This window comes from Geobacillus thermodenitrificans subsp. thermodenitrificans DSM 465, assembly GCF_000496575.1.
Classification (GTDB): Bacteria; Bacillota; Bacilli; order Bacillales; family Anoxybacillaceae; genus Geobacillus; species Geobacillus thermodenitrificans.
Genome location: NZ_AYKT01000015.1, coordinates 1 through 19,010, shown reverse-complemented (window position 1 = coordinate 19,010; position 19,010 = coordinate 1). Strand labels below are relative to the sequence as shown.

18 protein-coding genes and 1 riboswitch are annotated in these 19,010 nt (G+C 51.5%); of the genes, 3 read left to right on the top strand and 15 right to left on the bottom strand.

Annotated elements, in window-relative coordinates:
• Positions 1-13: 13 nt before the first annotated feature.
• From DSM465_RS0113960 to DSM465_RS0113945, 3 genes are all read right to left on the bottom strand, one after another.
• Positions 14-331, bottom strand: a complete 318-nt coding sequence (locus DSM465_RS0113960) for a YerC/YecD family TrpR-related protein (RefSeq protein WP_008881453.1) — start codon at positions 329-331, stop codon at positions 14-16.
• A gap of 1,410 nt (positions 332-1,741) precedes the next feature.
• A complete protein-coding gene (locus DSM465_RS0113950; RefSeq protein WP_029761600.1) occupies positions 1,742-2,752 on the bottom strand; it encodes a DUF3048 domain-containing protein in 1,011 nt (336 codons plus the stop codon).
• A gap of 28 nt (positions 2,753-2,780) precedes the next feature.
• Positions 2,781-4,526: an adenine deaminase C-terminal domain-containing protein gene (locus tag DSM465_RS0113945; RefSeq protein WP_029761599.1), complete on the bottom strand. Its 1,746-nt coding sequence runs from the start codon at positions 4,524-4,526 to the stop codon at positions 2,781-2,783.
• Positions 4,527-4,620: 94 nt separating this feature from the next.
• Between DSM465_RS0113945 and DSM465_RS0113940 the strand changes: the two genes are divergently transcribed.
• Both DSM465_RS0113940 and DSM465_RS20300 read left to right on the top strand, forming a co-directional pair.
• Positions 4,621-4,866 carry a YgaP family membrane protein gene (locus tag DSM465_RS0113940; RefSeq protein ID WP_008881456.1) on the top strand — a complete coding sequence of 82 codons (246 nt, stop codon included), beginning with the start codon at positions 4,621-4,623 and terminating at the stop codon, positions 4,864-4,866.
• 152 nt (positions 4,867-5,018) lie between these two features.
• The gene (locus tag DSM465_RS20300; protein WP_327997266.1) at positions 5,019-5,129 is read left to right on the top strand and encodes an EYxxD motif small membrane protein; all 111 of its coding nucleotides are present in this window, start codon (positions 5,019-5,021) and stop codon (positions 5,127-5,129) included.
• Here the strand turns inward: DSM465_RS20300 and purD are convergent.
• From purD to purE, 12 genes are all read right to left on the bottom strand, one after another.
• Positions 5,083-6,375 carry a phosphoribosylamine--glycine ligase gene (gene purD / locus DSM465_RS0113935; protein ID WP_029761598.1) on the bottom strand — a complete coding sequence of 431 codons (1,293 nt, stop codon included), beginning with the start codon at positions 6,373-6,375 and terminating at the stop codon, positions 5,083-5,085. The two genes, DSM465_RS20300 and purD, sit on opposite strands and share 47 nt — an antisense overlap.
• Positions 6,376-6,401: 26 nt before the next feature.
• Entirely contained in the window at positions 6,402-7,940 is a 1,539-nt protein-coding gene (gene purH, locus DSM465_RS0113930) for a bifunctional phosphoribosylaminoimidazolecarboxamide formyltransferase/IMP cyclohydrolase (RefSeq protein WP_029761597.1), read from the bottom strand.
• A complete protein-coding gene (gene purN / locus DSM465_RS0113925) occupies positions 7,906-8,535 on the bottom strand; it encodes a phosphoribosylglycinamide formyltransferase (RefSeq protein ID WP_029761596.1) in 630 nt (209 codons plus the stop codon). Before purN ends, purH begins: the two co-directional genes overlap by 35 nt.
• Entirely contained in the window at positions 8,532-9,572 is a 1,041-nt protein-coding gene (gene purM, locus DSM465_RS0113920; protein WP_029761595.1) for a phosphoribosylformylglycinamidine cyclo-ligase, read from the bottom strand. The genes purN and purM overlap by 4 nt, the downstream gene beginning before the upstream one ends.
• 90 nt (positions 9,573-9,662) lie before the next feature.
• Positions 9,663-11,075, bottom strand: a complete 1,413-nt coding sequence (gene purF / locus DSM465_RS0113915) for an amidophosphoribosyltransferase (RefSeq protein ID WP_008881462.1) — start codon at positions 11,073-11,075, stop codon at positions 9,663-9,665.
• Positions 11,051-13,279, bottom strand: a complete 2,229-nt coding sequence (purL, locus tag DSM465_RS0113910; RefSeq protein ID WP_008881463.1) for a phosphoribosylformylglycinamidine synthase subunit PurL — start codon at positions 13,277-13,279, stop codon at positions 11,051-11,053. Before purL ends, purF begins: the two co-directional genes overlap by 25 nt.
• A complete protein-coding gene (purQ, locus tag DSM465_RS0113905; protein ID WP_008881464.1) occupies positions 13,263-13,949 on the bottom strand; it encodes a phosphoribosylformylglycinamidine synthase subunit PurQ in 687 nt (228 codons plus the stop codon). Before purQ ends, purL begins: the two co-directional genes overlap by 17 nt.
• Positions 13,946-14,200, bottom strand: coding sequence for a phosphoribosylformylglycinamidine synthase subunit PurS (gene purS, locus DSM465_RS0113900; protein WP_008881465.1), 255 nt, complete (start codon positions 14,198-14,200; stop codon positions 13,946-13,948). The genes purQ and purS overlap by 4 nt, the downstream gene beginning before the upstream one ends.
• Entirely contained in the window at positions 14,188-14,916 is a 729-nt protein-coding gene (gene purC / locus DSM465_RS0113895) for a phosphoribosylaminoimidazolesuccinocarboxamide synthase (RefSeq protein ID WP_029761594.1), read from the bottom strand. The genes purS and purC overlap by 13 nt, the downstream gene beginning before the upstream one ends.
• A gap of 76 nt (positions 14,917-14,992) precedes the next feature.
• Positions 14,993-16,288, bottom strand: coding sequence for an adenylosuccinate lyase (gene purB / locus DSM465_RS0113890; RefSeq protein WP_008881467.1), 1,296 nt, complete (start codon positions 16,286-16,288; stop codon positions 14,993-14,995).
• Positions 16,285-17,433 (bottom strand): 5-(carboxyamino)imidazole ribonucleotide synthase, encoded by a 1,149-nt coding sequence (gene purK / locus DSM465_RS0113885; RefSeq protein ID WP_035498550.1) that lies wholly within the window; start codon positions 17,431-17,433, stop codon positions 16,285-16,287. The genes purB and purK overlap by 4 nt, the downstream gene beginning before the upstream one ends.
• The gene (purE, locus tag DSM465_RS0113880; protein ID WP_008881469.1) at positions 17,426-17,914 is read right to left on the bottom strand and encodes a 5-(carboxyamino)imidazole ribonucleotide mutase; all 489 of its coding nucleotides are present in this window, start codon (positions 17,912-17,914) and stop codon (positions 17,426-17,428) included. Before purE ends, purK begins: the two co-directional genes overlap by 8 nt.
• Before the next feature lie 116 nt (positions 17,915-18,030).
• A riboswitch (purine riboswitch) is annotated at positions 18,031-18,132 on the bottom strand.
• Between the two features lie 147 nt (positions 18,133-18,279).
• On the opposite strand from purE, the gene DSM465_RS0113875 reads away from it, so the two are divergent.
• Entirely contained in the window at positions 18,280-18,723 is a 444-nt protein-coding gene (locus DSM465_RS0113875) for an Hsp20/alpha crystallin family protein (RefSeq protein ID WP_008881470.1), read from the top strand.
• The last annotated feature ends 287 nt before the right edge of the window (positions 18,724-19,010 follow it).

Below are 19,010 nucleotides of genomic sequence, written 5' to 3'. Positions count from 1 at the left end.
GCAGCACCAAGCGTTATGCTTCGTTAGCCGCCTGGCGTTCTTCTTCTTTAATGCGGTCAAGTGCCATCGCGTACGCGTCATTGCCGTAATTGAGGCATCGCTTAACGCGCGAAATCGTCGCTGTGCTCGCCCCGGTTTCCGTTTCGATTTTATGGTACGTATACCCTTCGCGCAACATGCGCGCCACCTCAAGGCGCTGAGCGAGTGCTTGGATTTCATTCACCGTGCATAAATCATCGAAAAATCGGTAGCACTCCTCTATATCGCGCAGCGACAAAATGGCTTTAAACAGTTGATCGAGCTCTTTGCCGCGCAGTTTATCGATTTGCATGCTTGTTTCCGTTACAGAAAACGTATAACCCTTCTATTCCTTCCTTGTTCATGGCCCCGATGTTGCCGAAACGACTCTCGTGGGTGCGACGCTCCGAAGGCTTCAACTCCTCACTCAATGAATCAACCCACGTTCGGTGCTCAGTGATCGATTCCACTCATTTTTTCAGTTTCTATTTGCGTTGAATCCTTGTCGATTTCGTATCCGCAATCATCGCACCGAAAGACTCTTTCAGACAGAAACTACTTCACTTTGACACCCCTGCAGTGACTGCATGTTCTCGATGACGGATCAAAGCAGCCGACAAGCAGAAAAGGGATACTGTTCCATTCGTACTTGTATCCATTTGGTCGTTTGAACTAATGGAATGCCTGTCCAAATGGATACCGACAACTTCTTGTTTTCCAGCATCCGCTTATGTTCCATTCTTCCATGACCACATGCGCTAGCCTAGCTTTCGCTAACGTGGATGGCATTGTGTCGGATCTGTTTCCGCCTTCTTCGCTCTTTCTGAACAAGGAAGTCAGGTTTTTATGTGTTTCGGTTTTCTGTAACGGATTGCACCTCCTTCTTGTTGAATTTTATCTTTCATATTTCCGCGACAGCTTCCTTTGCTATCGCTTCATTCGTTTTTCACTCTTTGTGGCCTTTGTGGATTGATGGATCTTTGGAAACACCATCCCATTGCTACCTGCAGTGAAATCCATTTCGATTCCATCGCTACATGGTTGGTGTGTTTTATTAGGTTTCTTCCACGCTAATCGTAAAAATCTCTTCAATCTATCAAACACTGTTCGCGGATTCGTATTGCGAAATTCTTTCTCGTTTCGCCAACCGAATCTAAGCGAACTTTTTGTTCGTTCACTTCTTCGGAGACATTTGTTCCTCTCATTTGACGTGGTTGTTTGTGATTATGTCTGTGTCTTGATCAGCCGCTGCTTTGTTTGTTTTTCTTCTTGAATTTGGGATGTTTCGCTCCCCTACCAAAGAAGTGTTTGTAGGCGGTCGCCGCATCTTTGCTGCCCTGCTTCCTCATGTTGCTTGAATATTGACGGAGCCATGCACATTCCTTCGCTTGTTTGAGTCGGGTCATTCGTTTTCAAATGTCCTCATCACCAAGAAACGTTCTACCTTGTTGGTAATGTTTTTGTTCCTCCGATAAAGCAAAAGTTGTATGCCCATCTGGCGACATCTGCGCATTCCAATTGTTTTGTTTAGCAGAAACATGACTTTATACGTTCGAATCATCTTCCTATTGACAGAAAATGATAAACATACAGGAGATATTATTACATTTCCCTTGCATTGGGACGAGGACGTCCCCTCCGTCGGGCGGCCGTGTCTCTTTCACCGAAAGCCGACTCAGGACGTGTTCCTCGCCCATTGTTTTCAGTCTGATCCAACTTTTTGTTATTTTGATTCCACAATCGTCAGTTCGGGAACGATGTTAATCCATGTCTTTCCTGGCACGAATCCGACCGGAACCCCGTCGCGGTACGGCAACAGCCGACCATCGACGTTTTTCCATTCGATCGGCTGCATAACGCCGTTTTGTAACAAGTAGCCCTGACCACCGGAAGTGAAATCAATGTCACGTCGTCCGTAGCTGTCGATCACTTGATGGCGAGCGGCGATGATCATAACGTTTTGCACCACGACGGGTTCATGTGTATCGTAATCCACCGTTTGCTCACCACCGCTGTATCGGTAATACCCTTTTTGTTCCGGTGCATATCGGTATTCCACTTGGGCATACGCACGATGTGAATAGGTAATACGAACCGTCTCGACCTGCTCTCCGCTCGGCTCATCGTCGCGAAACAGCAACGGGTCAATATCATCTGTCCATACGTATCCGTTTTGTTCGGCCCCTTTTTCAATGTTGGCAAATGTAATGTATGAGTTGTGCGGCGCCTTGCGGAATGAGACGCGCTGAAACAGTGTTCCGTCGTAAAACAGCCCGTTCAAATAATCGGTGTTCCCCTGCTCGAGCCGCGTTTTTGCCTCCGGGCTCCAGCCGTGGCAGACGTAAAGCGCATGGTAGCCGTCGCTCAAGTCAATATAATACTCACGTGCACTCCGCACCGGCCCAACCCGTTCAGGCAACTCGCTTTGATACAGCGCTAAAAAGCGGGTGATGTCCCCCTCGGCAAGTACCTCATATACGATATCGGCCTGATGGAGGCCTGACTGCGGACGCGCCTTCGGATGGTTGTTGATCATCACGCTGACGACCCGCTGATCGATATCTCCTTCCGTTGGCAATCCGGTCAGCGGAAACATTTGTTTCTCCTCTGCCGGAGACTCGGATGGCTGCTCCGGACTCGGCTTGGCCGGTTCAGTTGGTTTCGGCTCGCTTTTGGCGGTGCAGCCGCCTAGTAACAGCACTGCGCAACTGATGACAAACAGCCAATGTTTCAATGGACACACAACCTTTTCCTTTTTTATTTTACCGCATTATCGAAGGAAAGAGTACCGTTTTGTGCATGACATCATAAATGCCGCGCTGGGTGATGCGCACGTATGGCAAATGGGTCGACTGTAAAAAGAACAACGAGTATACCGGATCCTCAAAATAATACCCGCGCTCCCGCAAAAGGCGGACAAATGTCTTTTCCTCATTGATTAATGTTTCCATCTCCAAGGTAGACGTCATGCCGCTAAGCGGAAGCGGAAGCTCAAATAAAACGTTTCCGTCCTCCACGAGTACGATGCCGCCGCCGATATCCTTCATCCGTCGGAAGGCAAGCATCATATCTTCTTTATGTTTGCCAATTAAGATGAAATCGCCAGTGTTCGAATACGAACTCGCCAGCCCGCCGAGCGCTGATGAAAATCCTTTGAGCATTGTGTTGACGCGCCAGCAGCCGTTTCGGTCAAGCAGCATTAAAAAGCATTCGTCATGATCATGCCCTAAACGGTCGCGCGACGTATCAATCGACACGGAGTACGGCTTTACAATCACCGCATTTTCCAGTCGCAACCCCATCGGCATCGAAAATTGCAAATCGTCCCATTCAAGCTCCCATGACACTGAAAGCGGACGAATGCCAAACTGTTCCCACTTCAGCGCCGGCCATGAGCCTGACGAATCCCCTTCCCGCTTCACCCATTCGCCCTTGGCGAGCACCTGTACTGGCGTTGGATCATGGGCCGAACGCAAGAAGTTGATGTGCGCGATCCGGCCGGTAGCGATGCTGCCGTGAAGATGCTCAATGCCGTAATGACGGGCGGCATTAATCGTCGCCATGGCGTATGCATCGATAACTGGCACACCATGCTCGATGACGATGCGAAGCAGCTGATCCATTACCCCGTTTTCATAAAAGGCCGGTGGCGAGCCGTCGGTCGTCAATAAGCACTTGTCATAATACCGAATGCCAAGCGCTTTCATTTCCTCAAGCAGCACCGGCAAATCCGGACGGATCGATGAATGGCGAAGCGTGACTGTATAGCCGTGCCAAAGGCGAAGACGCACTTCTTTTCCTGTCATCGCCTCATGATCTCCGTCTACACCAAACAGCGCCATTTTCACCAGCGTTTTCTCTGAAGCACCGGGAAAGTGCCCCTCGATTTTACGGCGCCGCCGTTTCGCCTCTTGCATCCAGTAAAGGACGATATCGTCGCCACTTGCGAGCTTAGGCCATGACGTCAGCTCACCGCCTTGAAGGACCGTTTCTTGATCCAACCACCGTTTGATCCGGGCGTTCGATATCTGCTCATCTTCGCGCTCTAGCTCCGTTTGCCCGTCAAATCGGCACCACCAATACATGGATGTTGGAAGCGCATTCATTTCTTGCAAAAATAAAAGCGCCTCTTCATCGTCAAGCTGCAAAAGGAAAAATAAATTATCGTTGAGCAGCGTCGTCGTCCCGTACGTTGCTGCATAACGTGCAAATGAATGGGGATTATATAATTGAAATGGATGAACATGCGGCTCAATGTAGCCGGGGACGAGCACATACCCACGGCAGTCGATGATTTCGCATGACTCATCGATGCGATCAGGAAGCCGCTCTCCGGCGTACACAATACGGTCGCCATGTATCCATATATTCCCTTTTACCCATTCACGGAAATAAGAATGCAAATACGTTGCGTTCACCAATACTTTTGTCGGCGATCGTTTGCCATCAATCACCGCTGCTTGTTCGCGCAATTCACTGCTCTTCCATCGGTAGCGTTGTTCGCCCATTGACACCCCGTCCCTTGTTTCCTAATCGTTCCATATAATCATTTTAACGCACGAAAGCGATTTTCACAATAAAAATATGAGGAGGGACATGCCAATGGCGAATATCGGCATTGTGAACGCGCTGATCCGCATTACGTTTGGCTTAACTGTCGTTGCATGGGCGACAGCTCGGTTCGCCCGGCGGCCGTGGTGCACATCGTATTTGCTTGCCATCTTGCTTGGAGCCATGAAAGTCGGCGAAGGGATTACCCGGTTTTGTCCGGTAACAGCCTTGTTCGAGAATATGCAGCGCGAGCGGCTGCTTAATGAACAAAAAGAAACCGTCGTCAATCCGACATAACCATAAATCGGCGTCCAGCTCTGTCGGGACATAAAGAACTCCCTTCGAACAACGCTGAACGAATCGTTATGTTCCCGCTCGGCTGAGTCGCTTCGTTTCATCAAAAAAGGTGTCCCACGTTTGGTTGGGACACCTTCGATACAAAGGAGTGAATGATGATGTTGCTTGAATATATGACCGATATGTCGTTTGTATTAGCAACATTGATCGGCGGTATTATCGCCCTTTCATACGTGTATCTACGGCGGAGGCGCGTTCGATAGCGCGCCGGCCAATGTCACGGCGGTAAAACAGGCCATCACATTCGATCGCCGCAAGCTGCTGGTACGCTTTTTCCTTTGCTTCAGCAAGCGTTCCTCCTTTGGCTGCTAACAAAAGGACACGGCCGCCGTTTGTATAGAGCGTTCCGCCTTCCCGCTTCGTACCAGCATGGAACAGCAACGCATCCGGAGCGAGCCGGTCAAGTCCGCGGATGGCCACTCCGCGCTCGTAAGCACCCGGATAACCTTTAGCTGCCAGCACGACGCCAAGCACTGCTTCATTCGTCCACTCCAACTCCAGCTCTTTTCCTTCCATCACCGCCAATATCGCTTCAAGCAAATCGGTTTTTAGGCGCGGCAACACGACTTGCGCCTCTGGGTCACCGAATCGGGCGTTAAATTCGATCACTTTCGGTCCTTCCGCAGTGGCAATCAACCCGGCATACAGCACACCGGTAAACGGCCGGCCTTCGGAAGCTAACGCTTTGGCGGTCGGACGCAAAATCGTCTCCAACGCCCGTTGAACCATATCAGCGGAAATTTGCGGCACTGGCGAATAGGCTCCCATTCCACCAGTGTTTGGCCCTTCGTCCCCGTCATAGGCTCGTTTATGGTCTTGGGCAATAGCAAGAGGATACACCTTCTCACCGTTCACGAACGCCATAAATGAAAATTCTTCGCCTTCCAAATACTCCTCGATCACGACTTGGCTGCCGGCTGTGCCGAATTGCCCGTCCACCAGTGCTGCTTTTGCTGCGGCAAGCGCCTCTTCCACCGTTTGGGCGACAGTGACTCCTTTTCCAGCGGCCAACCCGTCCGCTTTAATGACGATCGGCGCTCCTTTTTCCTCAATATACGCTTTGGCTTCTTCGTACGAAGAAAAGGTAGCATGTTCCGCCGTCGGAATGCCGTATGTTTTCATGAGCTCTTTCGCGAACGCTTTGCTCCCTTCAATGAGTGCCGCTGCTTGGTTCGGTCCAAAAATGCGCAGCCCCTCAGCCATAAAACGGTCGGCAATGCCGGCGGCAAGCGGCGCCTCCGGCCCGACAATCGTCAAATCAATCGCGTTTTGTTTCGCAAACTGCACGAGCGCATCAATATCGAGTTCATCGATGTTTACCAACTCCGCCACTTCCCCGATGCCCGGGTTGCCTGGCGCCGCATACAGCTTGCCAGCAAGCGGGCTTTGCGCCACCTTCCAGGTGATCGCATGCTCACGCCCGCCGCGTCCGACTACGAGAATGTTCATCATCTTCCTCCCCTTTTTGCCGCCGTTTAATGTTTGAAATGGCGAACACCAGTAAACACCATGGCAATGCCGTACTCATCTGCTTTGCGGATCGAATCAGCGTCACGAATCGAGCCGCCCGGCTGGATGATGGCCGTAATGCCGGCTTTCGCTGCCGCTTCAACAGTGTCGTCCATCGGGAAAAAGGCGTCTGATGCAAGCACCGCGCCTGCCGCCTGCTCTCCCGCTTGTTCAATCGCAATCTTCGCTGCGCCAACCCGGTTCATTTGCCCGGCGCCAACGCCAACGGTCATGCCGTTTTTCGCCAGCACGATGGCGTTGGATTTCACATGTTTCACAACGTTCCAAGCAAAGCGAAGCTGTTCGCATTCCGCTTCGGTCGGTTGGCGCTTCGTGACAACATTCCACTCAGCGTCCTCAAGCGTGTACGTATCCGCATCTTGAACGAGCAAGCCACCGCTTACCGAAACAAGCGTTTTTTCCTTGACGTCTGCCGCCGCAAAATCAAGTGTCAACAGACGGATATTTTTCTTTTTCGTCAAAATGGCGAGCGCCTCGTCACTAAATGATGGAGCGATGACGATTTCCAAAAAGATGTCATGCATTCGCTCGGCCGTTTCTTTGTCCACTTCACGGTTCACCGCAATAATTCCACCGAAAATGGACACCGGATCGGCCTCGTACGCTTTTGTAAACGCCTCAAGAAGCGTCGCACCGACACCAACGCCGCACGGATTCATATGTTTGATCGCCGCTACGGCTGGCTCCTGAAACTCACGAACAAGGTTGATGGCCGCATTGGCATCGTTAATGTTGTTATACGATAGCTCTTTTCCGTGCAACTGTTTCGCTTGCGCAATCGAGAAAGCCGCACCGAGCGGTTTGGCATAAAACGACGCTGATTGATGCGGATTTTCGCCATAGCGCAACGATTGCTTTTTCGTGTAGGTGACGGTGAACGTTTCCGGGTACTCCTCTCCGGTGAGATTGGTCAAATACTCGGCAATCATCGCATCATACGCTGCCGTATGGCGGAACGCTTTCGCCGCCAATTTTTGCCGCGTTTCCGCTTGGATCGATCCGTTTGTTTTCAGCTCCTCAATTATCGTCGGGTAATCAGCCGGATCGACAACGATGGCGACATCGGCATAGTTTTTCGCTGCCGCGCGCACCATAGTCGGACCGCCAATATCGATATTCTCAATCGCCTCAGCAAGCGTTACGTCCGGTTTCGCGATCGTTTGCTGGAACGGGTACAAGTTGACGACGACCAAATCGATCGGGCGGATGCCATGCTCCGCTAGCGCTGCTTGATGGCGCTCATCGCTACGAATCGCCAAAATACCGCCATGAATGGCCGGATGCAACGTTTTCACACGCCCGTCTAAAATTTCCGGAAACCCGGTGACATTGGAAATCGAGATCACCGAAATCCCAGCGTCCTCGAGTGCCCGTTTCGTCCCGCCAGTCGAAATGATTTCGATGCCGAGTTCGGTTAGTTGTTTTGCAAACGGAATGATCCCTTCTTTATTAGACACGCTGATTAATGCTCGTTTGACTGCCATTCTTCTCGATCCTTTCTTCTTGTTGTTCCGTTTCCCCTAACAGCATGCGCAACACCGCCGGGTATAACTCATGTTCAACCGCATGGATGCGTGCCTCAAGCGCTTCGATCGGTTCGCCGGGTACAACCGGGACAGCGCGCTGGGCGATGACCGGCCCGGTGTCCATCCCTTCATCAACATAATGGATGGTGACGCCTGTTTCCAAAACGCCATCCCGATACGCTTGGCCAATGGCGTCTTTACCCGGAAACGCCGGCAATAGCGACGGATGAATGTTGACGATTTTCCCTTCATAAGCGGAAAGCAATGTCGGTCCAATTAAGCGCATATAGCCAGCTAACGCGATCCACTCAATTTGACGTTCGCTTAATTCACGCAAAATCCTGCTCTCAAACGCCGCTTTGGACGGATAGTCTTTTGGAGAAAACACGAACGTCGGCACATTTTCGCGTGCTGCTCGTTCGATCACCTTCGCACCTGGACGGTCGCACACAAGAAGGGCAAGATCGGCCGGCAACTCACCGCGCTTCACAGCATCGACGATCGCCTGAAAATTCGTTCCGCTTCCAGAAGCAAACACGGCCAACCGCTTCATGCTTCGTTCCCTCCGGTAAACGACACGCCTGCTCCTTCCACCACTTCTCCAATGATGTAGGCCGGCTCGTCTTGTTCGTCCAACCATTGCACAAGCGGCGCCGCTGTTTCTGGGCTGACAGCGAGCACGAGGCCAATGCCCATATTAAATACCGAAAACATCTCTTCTTCCTCAAGGTTGCCTTTGGCGCGCAGGAAGTCAAAAATCGGCAGCACCGGCCACGAACCGCGCTGAATGCGGACGCCAAGCCCTTGTGGCAACATGCGTGGAATGTTTTCGATAAACCCGCCACCGGTAATATGCGCCATCCCTTTGATCGTAAATCGTCCAAGCACCGAACGCAACAGTTTCGCATAAATGCGTGTCGGCTTTAGTAGCTCCTCGCCAAGCGGAACATCAAGCGGCTCATAAATCTCATCAAGCGACAGCTTTGCTTGTTCGAAAATGATACGGCGTACCAGCGAGTAGCCGTTGCTATGCAGACCGCTTGACGGAAGTCCAATCAACACATCCCCCGCTTGGATCGTTTGTCCCGTCACCAACCGTTCTTTTTCAGCAATGCCGACAACAAACCCGGCTAAATCGTACTCGTCTTCCGCATACATTCCCGGCATTTCCGCCGTTTCTCCGCCAATCAAGGCACAGCCAGCTTCGACGCAGCCGTCAGCCACCCCTTTGACGATAGCAGCGATTTTTTCCGGCACCGCCTTGCCGCAAGCGATATAATCAAGGAAAAAGAGCGGTTCCGCCCCTTGTACAACGATGTCATTCACGCACATCGCCACACAGTCAATGCCGATCGTATCGTGTCGGTCAAGCAAAAATGCCAATTTCAGCTTCGTCCCGACGCCATCCGTACCGGAAACAAGCACCGGCTGGCGGTAGTCAAGCGACGATAAATCAAACAAGCCGCCAAACCCACCGATCCCGCCCAACACTTCCGGACGCATCGTCTTCTGCACATGCTGTTTCATCAGGGCGACCGCCTGATAGCCGGCCTCAATGTCAACCCCTGCTTGTTTGTATGCTTTTGCCACGCTAAATCCCCCTTTTCTTCGCCCGCTGCACCCAAGCATGCGACAAGCACCTTGCTGTCCGTTGTCCCCTTCCAACTTGAAGCGCGCTGATCATTTGACTGTCATGCAAGGCCGAGTAGTTTGGTTGACCCGGGTTGGGTATTGGCCGGTAAAGCAAGCCAAACATTGTCCGCGATGCGGAATGCCTTCAGGGCGACCGATCGCTGACAGCAGCCCTTCCTGGCTAATAAACGCCAACGAATCGGCGCCGATTAAGCGGCAGATGTCTTCAACCGTATGTTTCGCCGCAATCAGTTCTTCCTTTGACGACGTATCAATGCCGTAAAAGCAAGGATGGGTGATCGGCGGCGCACTGATACGCACATGCACTTCCAAAGCTCCCGCTTCGCGAAGCATTGTGACAATGCGGCGGCTCGTCGTCCCGCGCACGATCGAATCGTCGACCATGACAACCCGCTTGCCAGCGACAACACCGCGCACCGGCGACAGCTTCATTTTTACCCCTTGTTCACGCAACGCTTGTGACGGCTGAATAAACGTCCGACCTACATAACGGTTTTTAATGAGCCCCAATTCGTACGGAATGCCACTCGCTTCGGCATAGCCGATAGCGACGGAAATGCTTGAGTCCGGCACCCCAGTGACAATATCGGCTTCAGCTGGCGCCTCAAGTGCCAACTGTTTCCCTAAATTTTTCCGGGCTGTATGGATGTTGATGCCATCAACATGGCTGTCCGGACGAGCAAAATAAATGTATTCCATGCTGCAAATGGATCGCGGCTGCTCCGGGGCAAATCGTTCCGAACGCACCCCTTCGCCGCTGATGATAAGCAGTTCCCCCGGAGCCACTTCGCGCTCGTACGTCGCCCCGATGACATCAAACGCGCACGTTTCCGAGGCGACGACATACGCTGATCCGAGCCGGCCGAGTGACAATGGCCGGAATCCGTGCGGATCGAGCGCCACATAAAGCGCCGTTTCCGTCAGCAATAAAAACGCAAACGCTCCTTCAATCTGGCTGAGCGCCTCTTTCATTTGTCCGACAAACGTTGGCGCTTGGCTGCGACGGATAAGATGGGCGAACACTTCCGTATCCGATGTCGTCTGAAAAATGCTTCCTTGCGCTTCGAGCGAGAGCTTCAGATCGATAGCGTTCGTCAAGTTGCCGTTATGGGCGAGCGCCATCGAGCCAGTCTGTGAGCGGAACAGGAGCGGCTGGACGTTCTCATAGCCGCCCCCGCCTGCCGTCGAATAGCGGACATGGCCGATCGCCGCCGACCCGTGAAGCGCATCAAACGTGTCGCTTTGAAACACCTCTGTCACCAAACCGAGTCCTTTATGACCGAATAAGTTTCCGCCGCTCGCCACCACGATGCCCGCTCCTTCTTGGCCGCGGTGCTGCAAGCTGTGGAGCCCGTAATAGGTAAGCCTAGCGGCGTCCTCATGCCCCCAAATGCCGAAAATGCCGCACTCCTCGTTCAATCCTTTGATTTCAGCAAGCATGGAATAGCCCCTTTCCAGACGTTTCGCATTTCGTCGACCGAAAGGCGAATAACCGTTCCCCCATGTTCCCCGTTTACTGTCAGTATGCTGTCATTGGTCACTTCACCGATTAATTTCGCTTCTACGAGCTGCTCAAATGCTTCCTGATGTTCTTTTTTCACCGAAACCACAAAGCGAGACTGCGTTTCGCTGAATAGTTCACTCACAAGATCGCCGCTGACCGTCACGTTCGCACCTAACCCAGAAGCGCCGATGACACATTCAGCGAGCGCAACCGCCAATCCGCCTTCAGCGACATCATGTGCTGACGCCACGACCCCAGCGCGAATCGCGGTTAGCAACTGACGCTGGCGGCTTGCTTCGACCGCCAAATCGAGTTCTGGCGCTTTTCCAAAAATGCGACCTTCCAGCCATTTTTGCAACTCACTGCCGCCAAACTCCGGCTTCGCCTCACCGATCACATAAATCAAATCGCCCGCTTGCTTAAACGGCTGGGTCGTTACATGAGAAAGGTCATCAACGAGCCCAACCATACCGACGACCGGTGTCGGATATACGGCTTCGCCGTTCGTTTCGTTGTAAAGCGAGACGTTGCCGCTCACAACCGGTGTTCCGAGCGTTCGGCACGCTTCGCTCATTCCGTCAACCGCCTTTTCGAGCTGCCAAAAGATGTCCGGCTTTTCCGGATTGCCGAAGTTGAGGCAATCTGTAATGGCGAGCGGTTTCGCCCCGGAGCAAACGACGTTGCGCGCCGCCTCGGCGACGGCAATTTTCCCGCCCATTTCCGGATCCAAGTACAAATAGCGCGAGTTGCAGTCCGTGGTGAGCGCAAGCGCCTTGTTCGTGCCGCGAATGCGCACGACTGCCGCGTCCGACCCTGGTGCAACGACTGTGTTCGTCCGCACCATGTAGTCATACTGGTCATACACCCATTCCTTGCTAGCGATGGTCGGTTGCGCCAACAGCCCAAGCAACGTCCGGTTGTAATCCTCAATTTGCGGAATATATGTCGGCATCGCTTGAAATTCGCGATAATAATCCGGCTCTGCCGACGGCTTATGATATACCGGTGCGTCTTTTGCCAACGCATCAACCGGAATTTCTGCCACCACTTCACCGTGGAAAAACAGGCGGAGCATTTTATCATCAGTCACTTTACCGATCGCTTTTGCTTCCAAACCGTATTTCGCAAAAATCGCTGCGATCTCCTCTTCCCGTCCTTGCTCGACAACAAGCAGCATCCGTTCCTGTGATTCGGACAACATCATTTCGTATGGCGTCATGCCCGTCTCGCGCTGCGGAACGAGATCTAAATTCATTTCAATGCCGAAGCCGCCTTTGCTTGCCATCTCAGCGGACGAGCTCGTCAATCCAGCGGCGCCCATATCTTGAATGCCGACTAGCGCGTCGGACTTAACCGCTTCTAGACACGCTTCAAGCAGCAGTTTCTCCATAAACGGATCGCCAACTTGCACGGCCGGGCGTTTTGCTTCCGATTGCTCACTTAATTCTTCGGATGCAAACGTCGCCCCGTGGATGCCATCGCGACCCGTTTTCGCCCCGACGTACATAACTGTATTGCCAACACCTGTCGCGACACCACGTTGAATGTCTTCATGGCGGATGATGCCGACACACATGGCGTTAACCAACGGGTTGCCTTCATACGCCGGATCAAACTGCACTTCACCGCCGACGGTCGGAATACCGATGCAGTTGCCGTATCCGGCAATACCAGCAACGACATGCTCAAACAAATATTTGACGCGCGGCGACGTCAACTCGCCAAATCGAAGCGAGTTAAGGAGCGCAATCGGCCGAGCCCCCATCGAAAAGACGTCGCGGATGATGCCACCGACCCCAGTCGCCGCCCCCTGATACGGCTCGATCGCTGACGGATGGTTGTGGCTTTCGATTTTAAACGCCACCGCCAACCCATCGCCGATATCTACAATCCCCGCACCTTCACCTGGTCCTTGCAGCACATGCGGACCATCGGTCGGGAATTTTTTTAACACTGGTTTGGAGTTTTTATAGCTGCAATGCTCTGACCACATAACGGAAAAAATACCCGTTTCCGTATAGTTCGGCAGTCTTCCCAAAATCGCTTCAATGCGCGCAAACTCCTCATCCGTTAATCCCATTTCACGATACAATTTTTGTTCTTTAATCATTGCCGCATTCGGCTCAAGCAGTAACGACATGCGTCTCCCTCCAATAGTTGACGATCGATCGGAATAGTTTCAGTCCGTCCGCGCTGCCGAGCAAGGCGTCGACGGCCCGCTCCGGATGCGGCATCATACCAAGTACATTACCGCGCTCATTGACGATGCCAGCAATATCCGCCAAGCTACCGTTCGGGTTTTCCCCATGATAGCGGAAGACGATTTGCCGGTTTTCGACGAGGCGATTGAGCGTTTGCTCGTCGCAATAATAGTTCCCTTCGCCATGGGCGATCGGAATGGTGATCACTTCGTCTTTTCCGTAGGCAGAGGTAAACATCGTTTCATTGTTTTCCACCACAAGCTGCACCGGCCGGCAAATGAATTTCAGTCCTTGGTTGCGGCGCATCGCCCCAGGAAGCAAGCCGGCTTCAAGCAAAATTTGAAATCCGTTGCACACCCCAAGCACGGGTTTCCCGGCTTCCGCGGCTTGTTTCACGGCGGCCATCACCTTGGAAAAACGGGCGATCGCCCCCGAACGCAAGTAATCTCCATACGAAAAACCGCCTGGAAGCAAAATGGCGTCAAAACGATCGAGATTCTCTTCATCATGCCAAACGTATTCCACTTCTTCACCGAGTTCATCGGCGATCGCATGGTACATATCGACATCACAATTCGATCCAGGAAACACAATGACGGCAAACTTCATCGGGCGACGGCCTCCTCAATTTCATAGCGATAGTCTTCAATGACCGGGTTAGACAACAATTTTTCACACATCTCACGAACAAGCTTATCGATATCGCGACTGGTATCTTCAATGACAAGCTCCATAAACTTGCCGATCCTTACGTCTTTCACCTCCGTATACGACAAGCTGTGCAGCGCCCCTTTCACCGCTGTCCCTTGCGGATCTAACACACTCTCACGCAACGTCACATACACTTTTACTTTATACATGCCGATTCTCCCCCTAACCGTTGTAAAATGACTTCGTACGCCTCTGTTAAACTACCAAGGTCGCGACGGAACACGTCTTTATCCAGTTTCTCATTCGTCTCGGCGTCCCAAAGCCGGCACGTATCCGGCGAAACCTCATCCGCTAAGAGGATGGCACCGTCCGTCGTGCGGCCGAACTCAAGCTTAAAATCAATTAATCTCACTTTTCGCTCGGCAAAATGGGCGCGCAATACGTCGTTCACTTTCAGCGCTTCACTTTTCAGTTGGGCGATCTCCTCGCGGCTGGCAAGCTTCAAAATCGTGATATGGTCTTCTAACAGTAATGGGTCGCCAAGGTCATCGTTTTTGTAGTAAAACTCGACAAGCGGCACTTCGAGAGGCGTCCCTTCCGCCAAGCCAATCCGCTTCGCCAAACTCCCGGCCACGACGTTACGGACGACGACTTCAAGAGGAATAATCGTCACGCTTTTGACAAGCTGCTCGGTGGGCGACAGCTTTTGAATAAAATGGTTGGCAACGCCTGCTTCTTGCAATTTCATAAACAATAAACTAGAAATCTCGTTATTGAGCCGCCCTTTGCCGGTGATCGTCGCCTTTTTCTCTCCGTTAAATGCGGTGGCGCTGTCTTTGTACTCAACCCAAAGTACATCTGCCTCGTCAGTCGCGTAAATTTTTTTCGCTTTCCCTTCATACAGCAGCTGTTGTTTTGTCGGCATCATCCAAGCCTCCGTGGTACAGAATATTGAAAATTTTTTGTGTAACCGGCCGGCATTAGAACCAGCCGGTTGTCACTTACTCTAATCCTAAGCGGGCAAAAATCGTATCAACATGTTTCAAATGGTGGCGGTAATCAAAGCAATCGTCGAGTTCTTCTTTCGTCAACTGGCTTGTAATCCGCTCATCCGCTTCGAGAAGAGAGCGGAACGGAACTTGCTTTTCCCACGCTTCCATCGCCTTCGGCTGCACTAAATCGTACGCTGCTTCACGCGTCATCCCTTTGTCGATCAAAGCGAGCAAGACGCGTTGTGAGTAAATGAGGCCGAATGTGCGCTCCATATTTTTCTTCATATTTTCCGGATACACAAGCAAGTTTTTCACAATGTTAGCGAATCGGTTCAACATATAGTTCAGTGCGATCGTCGCATCCGGTAAAATGATGCGCTCAGCTGACGAGTGGGAAATGTCACGTTCATGCCAAAGCGGCACATTTTCATAAGCCGTCACCATATACCCACGAATGACGCGTGCCATGCCGGTCATGTTTTCCGAGCCGATCGGGTTGCGCTTATGCGGCATCGCTGATGAGCCTTTTTGCCCCTTGGCGAAAAACTCCTCGACTTCGCGCACTTCGCTTTTTTGCAAACCGCGAATCTCAACGGCGAATTTTTCAATCGATGTCGCAATGAGTGCGAGCGTAGCCATGTAGTAAGCGTGGCGGTCGCGCTGGAGCGTTTGCGTCGAAATTGGCGCTGGCGTTAACCCGAGCTTCTCGCACACATATTGTTCGACAAATGGATCAATGTTGGCATACGTTCCAACAGCGCCGGAAATTTTCCCGACTTCGACCATCTTCGCTGCTTGCTCGAACCGCTCCAAATTCCGTTTCATTTCCGCATACCAGAGCGCCAGTTTTAATCCGAACGTCGTCGGTTCCGCATGAACGCCATGCGTGCGCCCCATCATGACCGTATATTTATGTTCAAGCGCTTTTTCTTTCAGCACTTGGATAAAGTTTTCTAAATCGCGCCTCAAAATCGTGTTCGCCTGCTTTAATAAATAGCCGAGCGCCGTGTCGACGACGTCTGTCGATGTAAGCCCGTAGTGTACCCACTTGCGCTCTTCGCCAAGCGTCTCAGAAACAGCGCGGGTGAACGCGACAACATCATGGCGCGTTTCTTCCTCGATTTCTTTAATGCGATGAATGTCAAATGACGCGTTTTCCCGTAGGCGGCGGACATCTTCTTTCGGAATGACACCAAGCTCGGCCCACGCCTCGCACGCAAGCAATTCCACCTCAAGCCACGCCTTAAAGCGGTTTTCCTCTGTCCAAATGGCTCCCATTTCGGGTCTTGTGTAGCGTTCAATCATACTCGTTCTAGCCTCCGATCATGCCAAATTTGCCACGACTCCAATCTCGCCAGCGCCTCATCCACATTGTCCGCCAACACGGTCACATGGCCCATCTTTCGCTTCGGCTTCGCTTCGTGTTTGCCGTAAAGATGGACATAGGTCGCGCCAGCAAACGCATCAATTTGTCGAATAATCGACTCGACGTGCTCGCCTAAAATATTGACCATTACGGCCGGCTTCAACAATTCGGTCGACCCAAGCGGCCAGTTGCAGACAGCACGGATGTGCTGAGCGAATTGAGACGTGGCACATGCATTGATTGTATAATGACCCGAGTTGTGCGGTCTAGGGGCTAGCTCATTAATATAAATTTCCCCATCTTCTGTCAAAAACATTTCCACCGCCAACGTCCCGACGAGTGAAAACGATGTTGCCAATGTCTTTGCGTAACGGATCGCCCGTTCCTCGACATGTTCCGGGATGCGAGCTGGAACGATCGTTTGATGCAAAATGTTCTCGACATGAATGTTTTCTGCCACCGGAAAAACGGCCGTCTCCCCATCGCCATTGCGGGCGACAATGACTGACATTTCCTTCACAAACGACACCCAACCTTCTAAAATACACGGACCAAAGTCAAATAGCTCTGCTGCTTTGGCTAAATCCCTTTCTCCCCGCAGCACATATTGCCCTTTGCCGTCATAACCACCGCGTCGCGTTTTTAACACGCACGGAAAACCGATCGTCCTAACGGCCTGTTCCAACTCATCCCATCCATTCACTTCGGCATACGGTGCCACCGGCAAGCCAGCTTCTACAATCGCCGCCTTCTCGAGCGCCCGATCTTGCGTCACTGCAAGCAATCGGCTTCCTTGCGGGACATAGGCGTTTTCCTCAAGCCACTCAAGCGCCCGTGCATCGATGTTTTCAAACTCGTACGTAATGATATGGCTAACGCGCGCCAGTTCGGCAATAGCATTCAAATCGTGGTACGGTGCGGTGATTTCCACATCAGCCACCTGTCCGCACGGGGAGCCGGGCGTTGGATCGAGAACCGCAATGCGAAACCCCATCTCGCGCGCCGCGAGAGCCATCATCCGTCCCAGTTGTCCACCGCCAATAATGCCGATCGTCTGCCCCGGAACAATCCGTCGCTTAGTCAAGTTGATCACTGCTTTCCACTACTTGTTTTCGAATCGCTTCTCTCCGCGCCTTGAGCGCTTCCATATAGCGCGGCTCAAACAGCCCAACGATCGACACCGCGAGCAAACCTGCGTTGGTCGCTCCTGCTTTGCCAATCGCCACTGTTGCCACCGGCACCCCGCCAGGCATTTGCACGATCGACAGTAACGAATCCAACCCGTTCAATGCTTTTGACTGCACCGGCACTCCGATTACCGGCAGCGTCGTTTTCGCTGCAATCATCCCCGGCAAATGAGCCGCTCCACCGGCTCCGGCAATAATCACTTTTATGCCCCGCTCCTCTGCCGTTTCCGCATAACGAAACATCTCATCCGGTGTCCGATGCGCCGACACAACTTTTTTTTCAAACGGAACGCCCAATTCTTCAAGAATGTCACAAGCGTGCTTCATCGTCTCCCAATCTGAACGGCTTCCCATGACCACCCCAACTAGTGGGTTCATTACGTTCCACTCCTTAACTTTAATAAACACAATAAAACCCAGAACATACATTCCCAATCTTAAGCGAGGGAAAGCATCGTTCTGGGCTTTCACAATTTGTCGATGAGAAAAAAGCCAAAACAGATCCTTTCCCTCATAGTCCAATAATTTACGGTTATTGGGTAGAGACTTTTGGGCCATATTCCCAAAATTATATGAGGGATTTTTTTGTACGCTATGAAGTTAATTTTATATTAGCAGGATTTTTGACAAAATGTCAAGGTAAAATCGAACATTCTATATTATAAAAACAGGAATGTTCGTGTTTTCCGAATCACCAAACGAATGGGAAGGCATATGATGAATGAGCGGAGGAGGGAGACGCTATGGCCAATGAAAACCCGTTCACACCGTTTTCCGATTGGACAAAACATTGGCAGCAATTTTTCCAAAACGACTTTTGGGGAAACATCCAACCGTTTTTGTCATCATCCAATAAATCGTCTTCGGGTATGAACATTTACAAAAAAGACAACGAACTGCTCATTGTCATCAGCCTCCCGGGGCTAGAAAAAATCGAAGATGCCGAAGTGTATGTATCGTACAAAACACTGGAAGTAAAAGCGATGATCAACTTGAATTTTCAAGGATTTGATTTAGTGGAAGAAGGCATTTTTCAAGGTCAATTCGAAAAAATGATCCCCTTGCCATTCCCTGTCAAGGCAGACCGCATTGAAGCAACATACCATAACGGCCTCTTGTTCATCCACCTGCATCGGCTCATCCCAGAAGAGCAGAAAAAGAAAATTATCATTAAAAAAAGCAAGTAACGCCCCTCCCAATCAAAATAGAGCAGTCGTCGCTTTGTTCTTATTACCGTGAGATAAAAAAAGAGGGTGTCCCATGCCGTGCAGGACACCCTTTAGCGAGTTTCCGTTTCCTATCGTTTTATGAAAAAGGGGGTCTAGGAAACGATGATCACGCTTTACATTTTGGGGGAGAGGATTTAAAATGGCGTCATTAGAAATGACTCATTGAGAAATAGGCAAAAAAATGAGAGAACTATATAGCTCCCTCATTTTTGCCTGCCTAGCAGCGACCTACTCTTGCAGGGGCG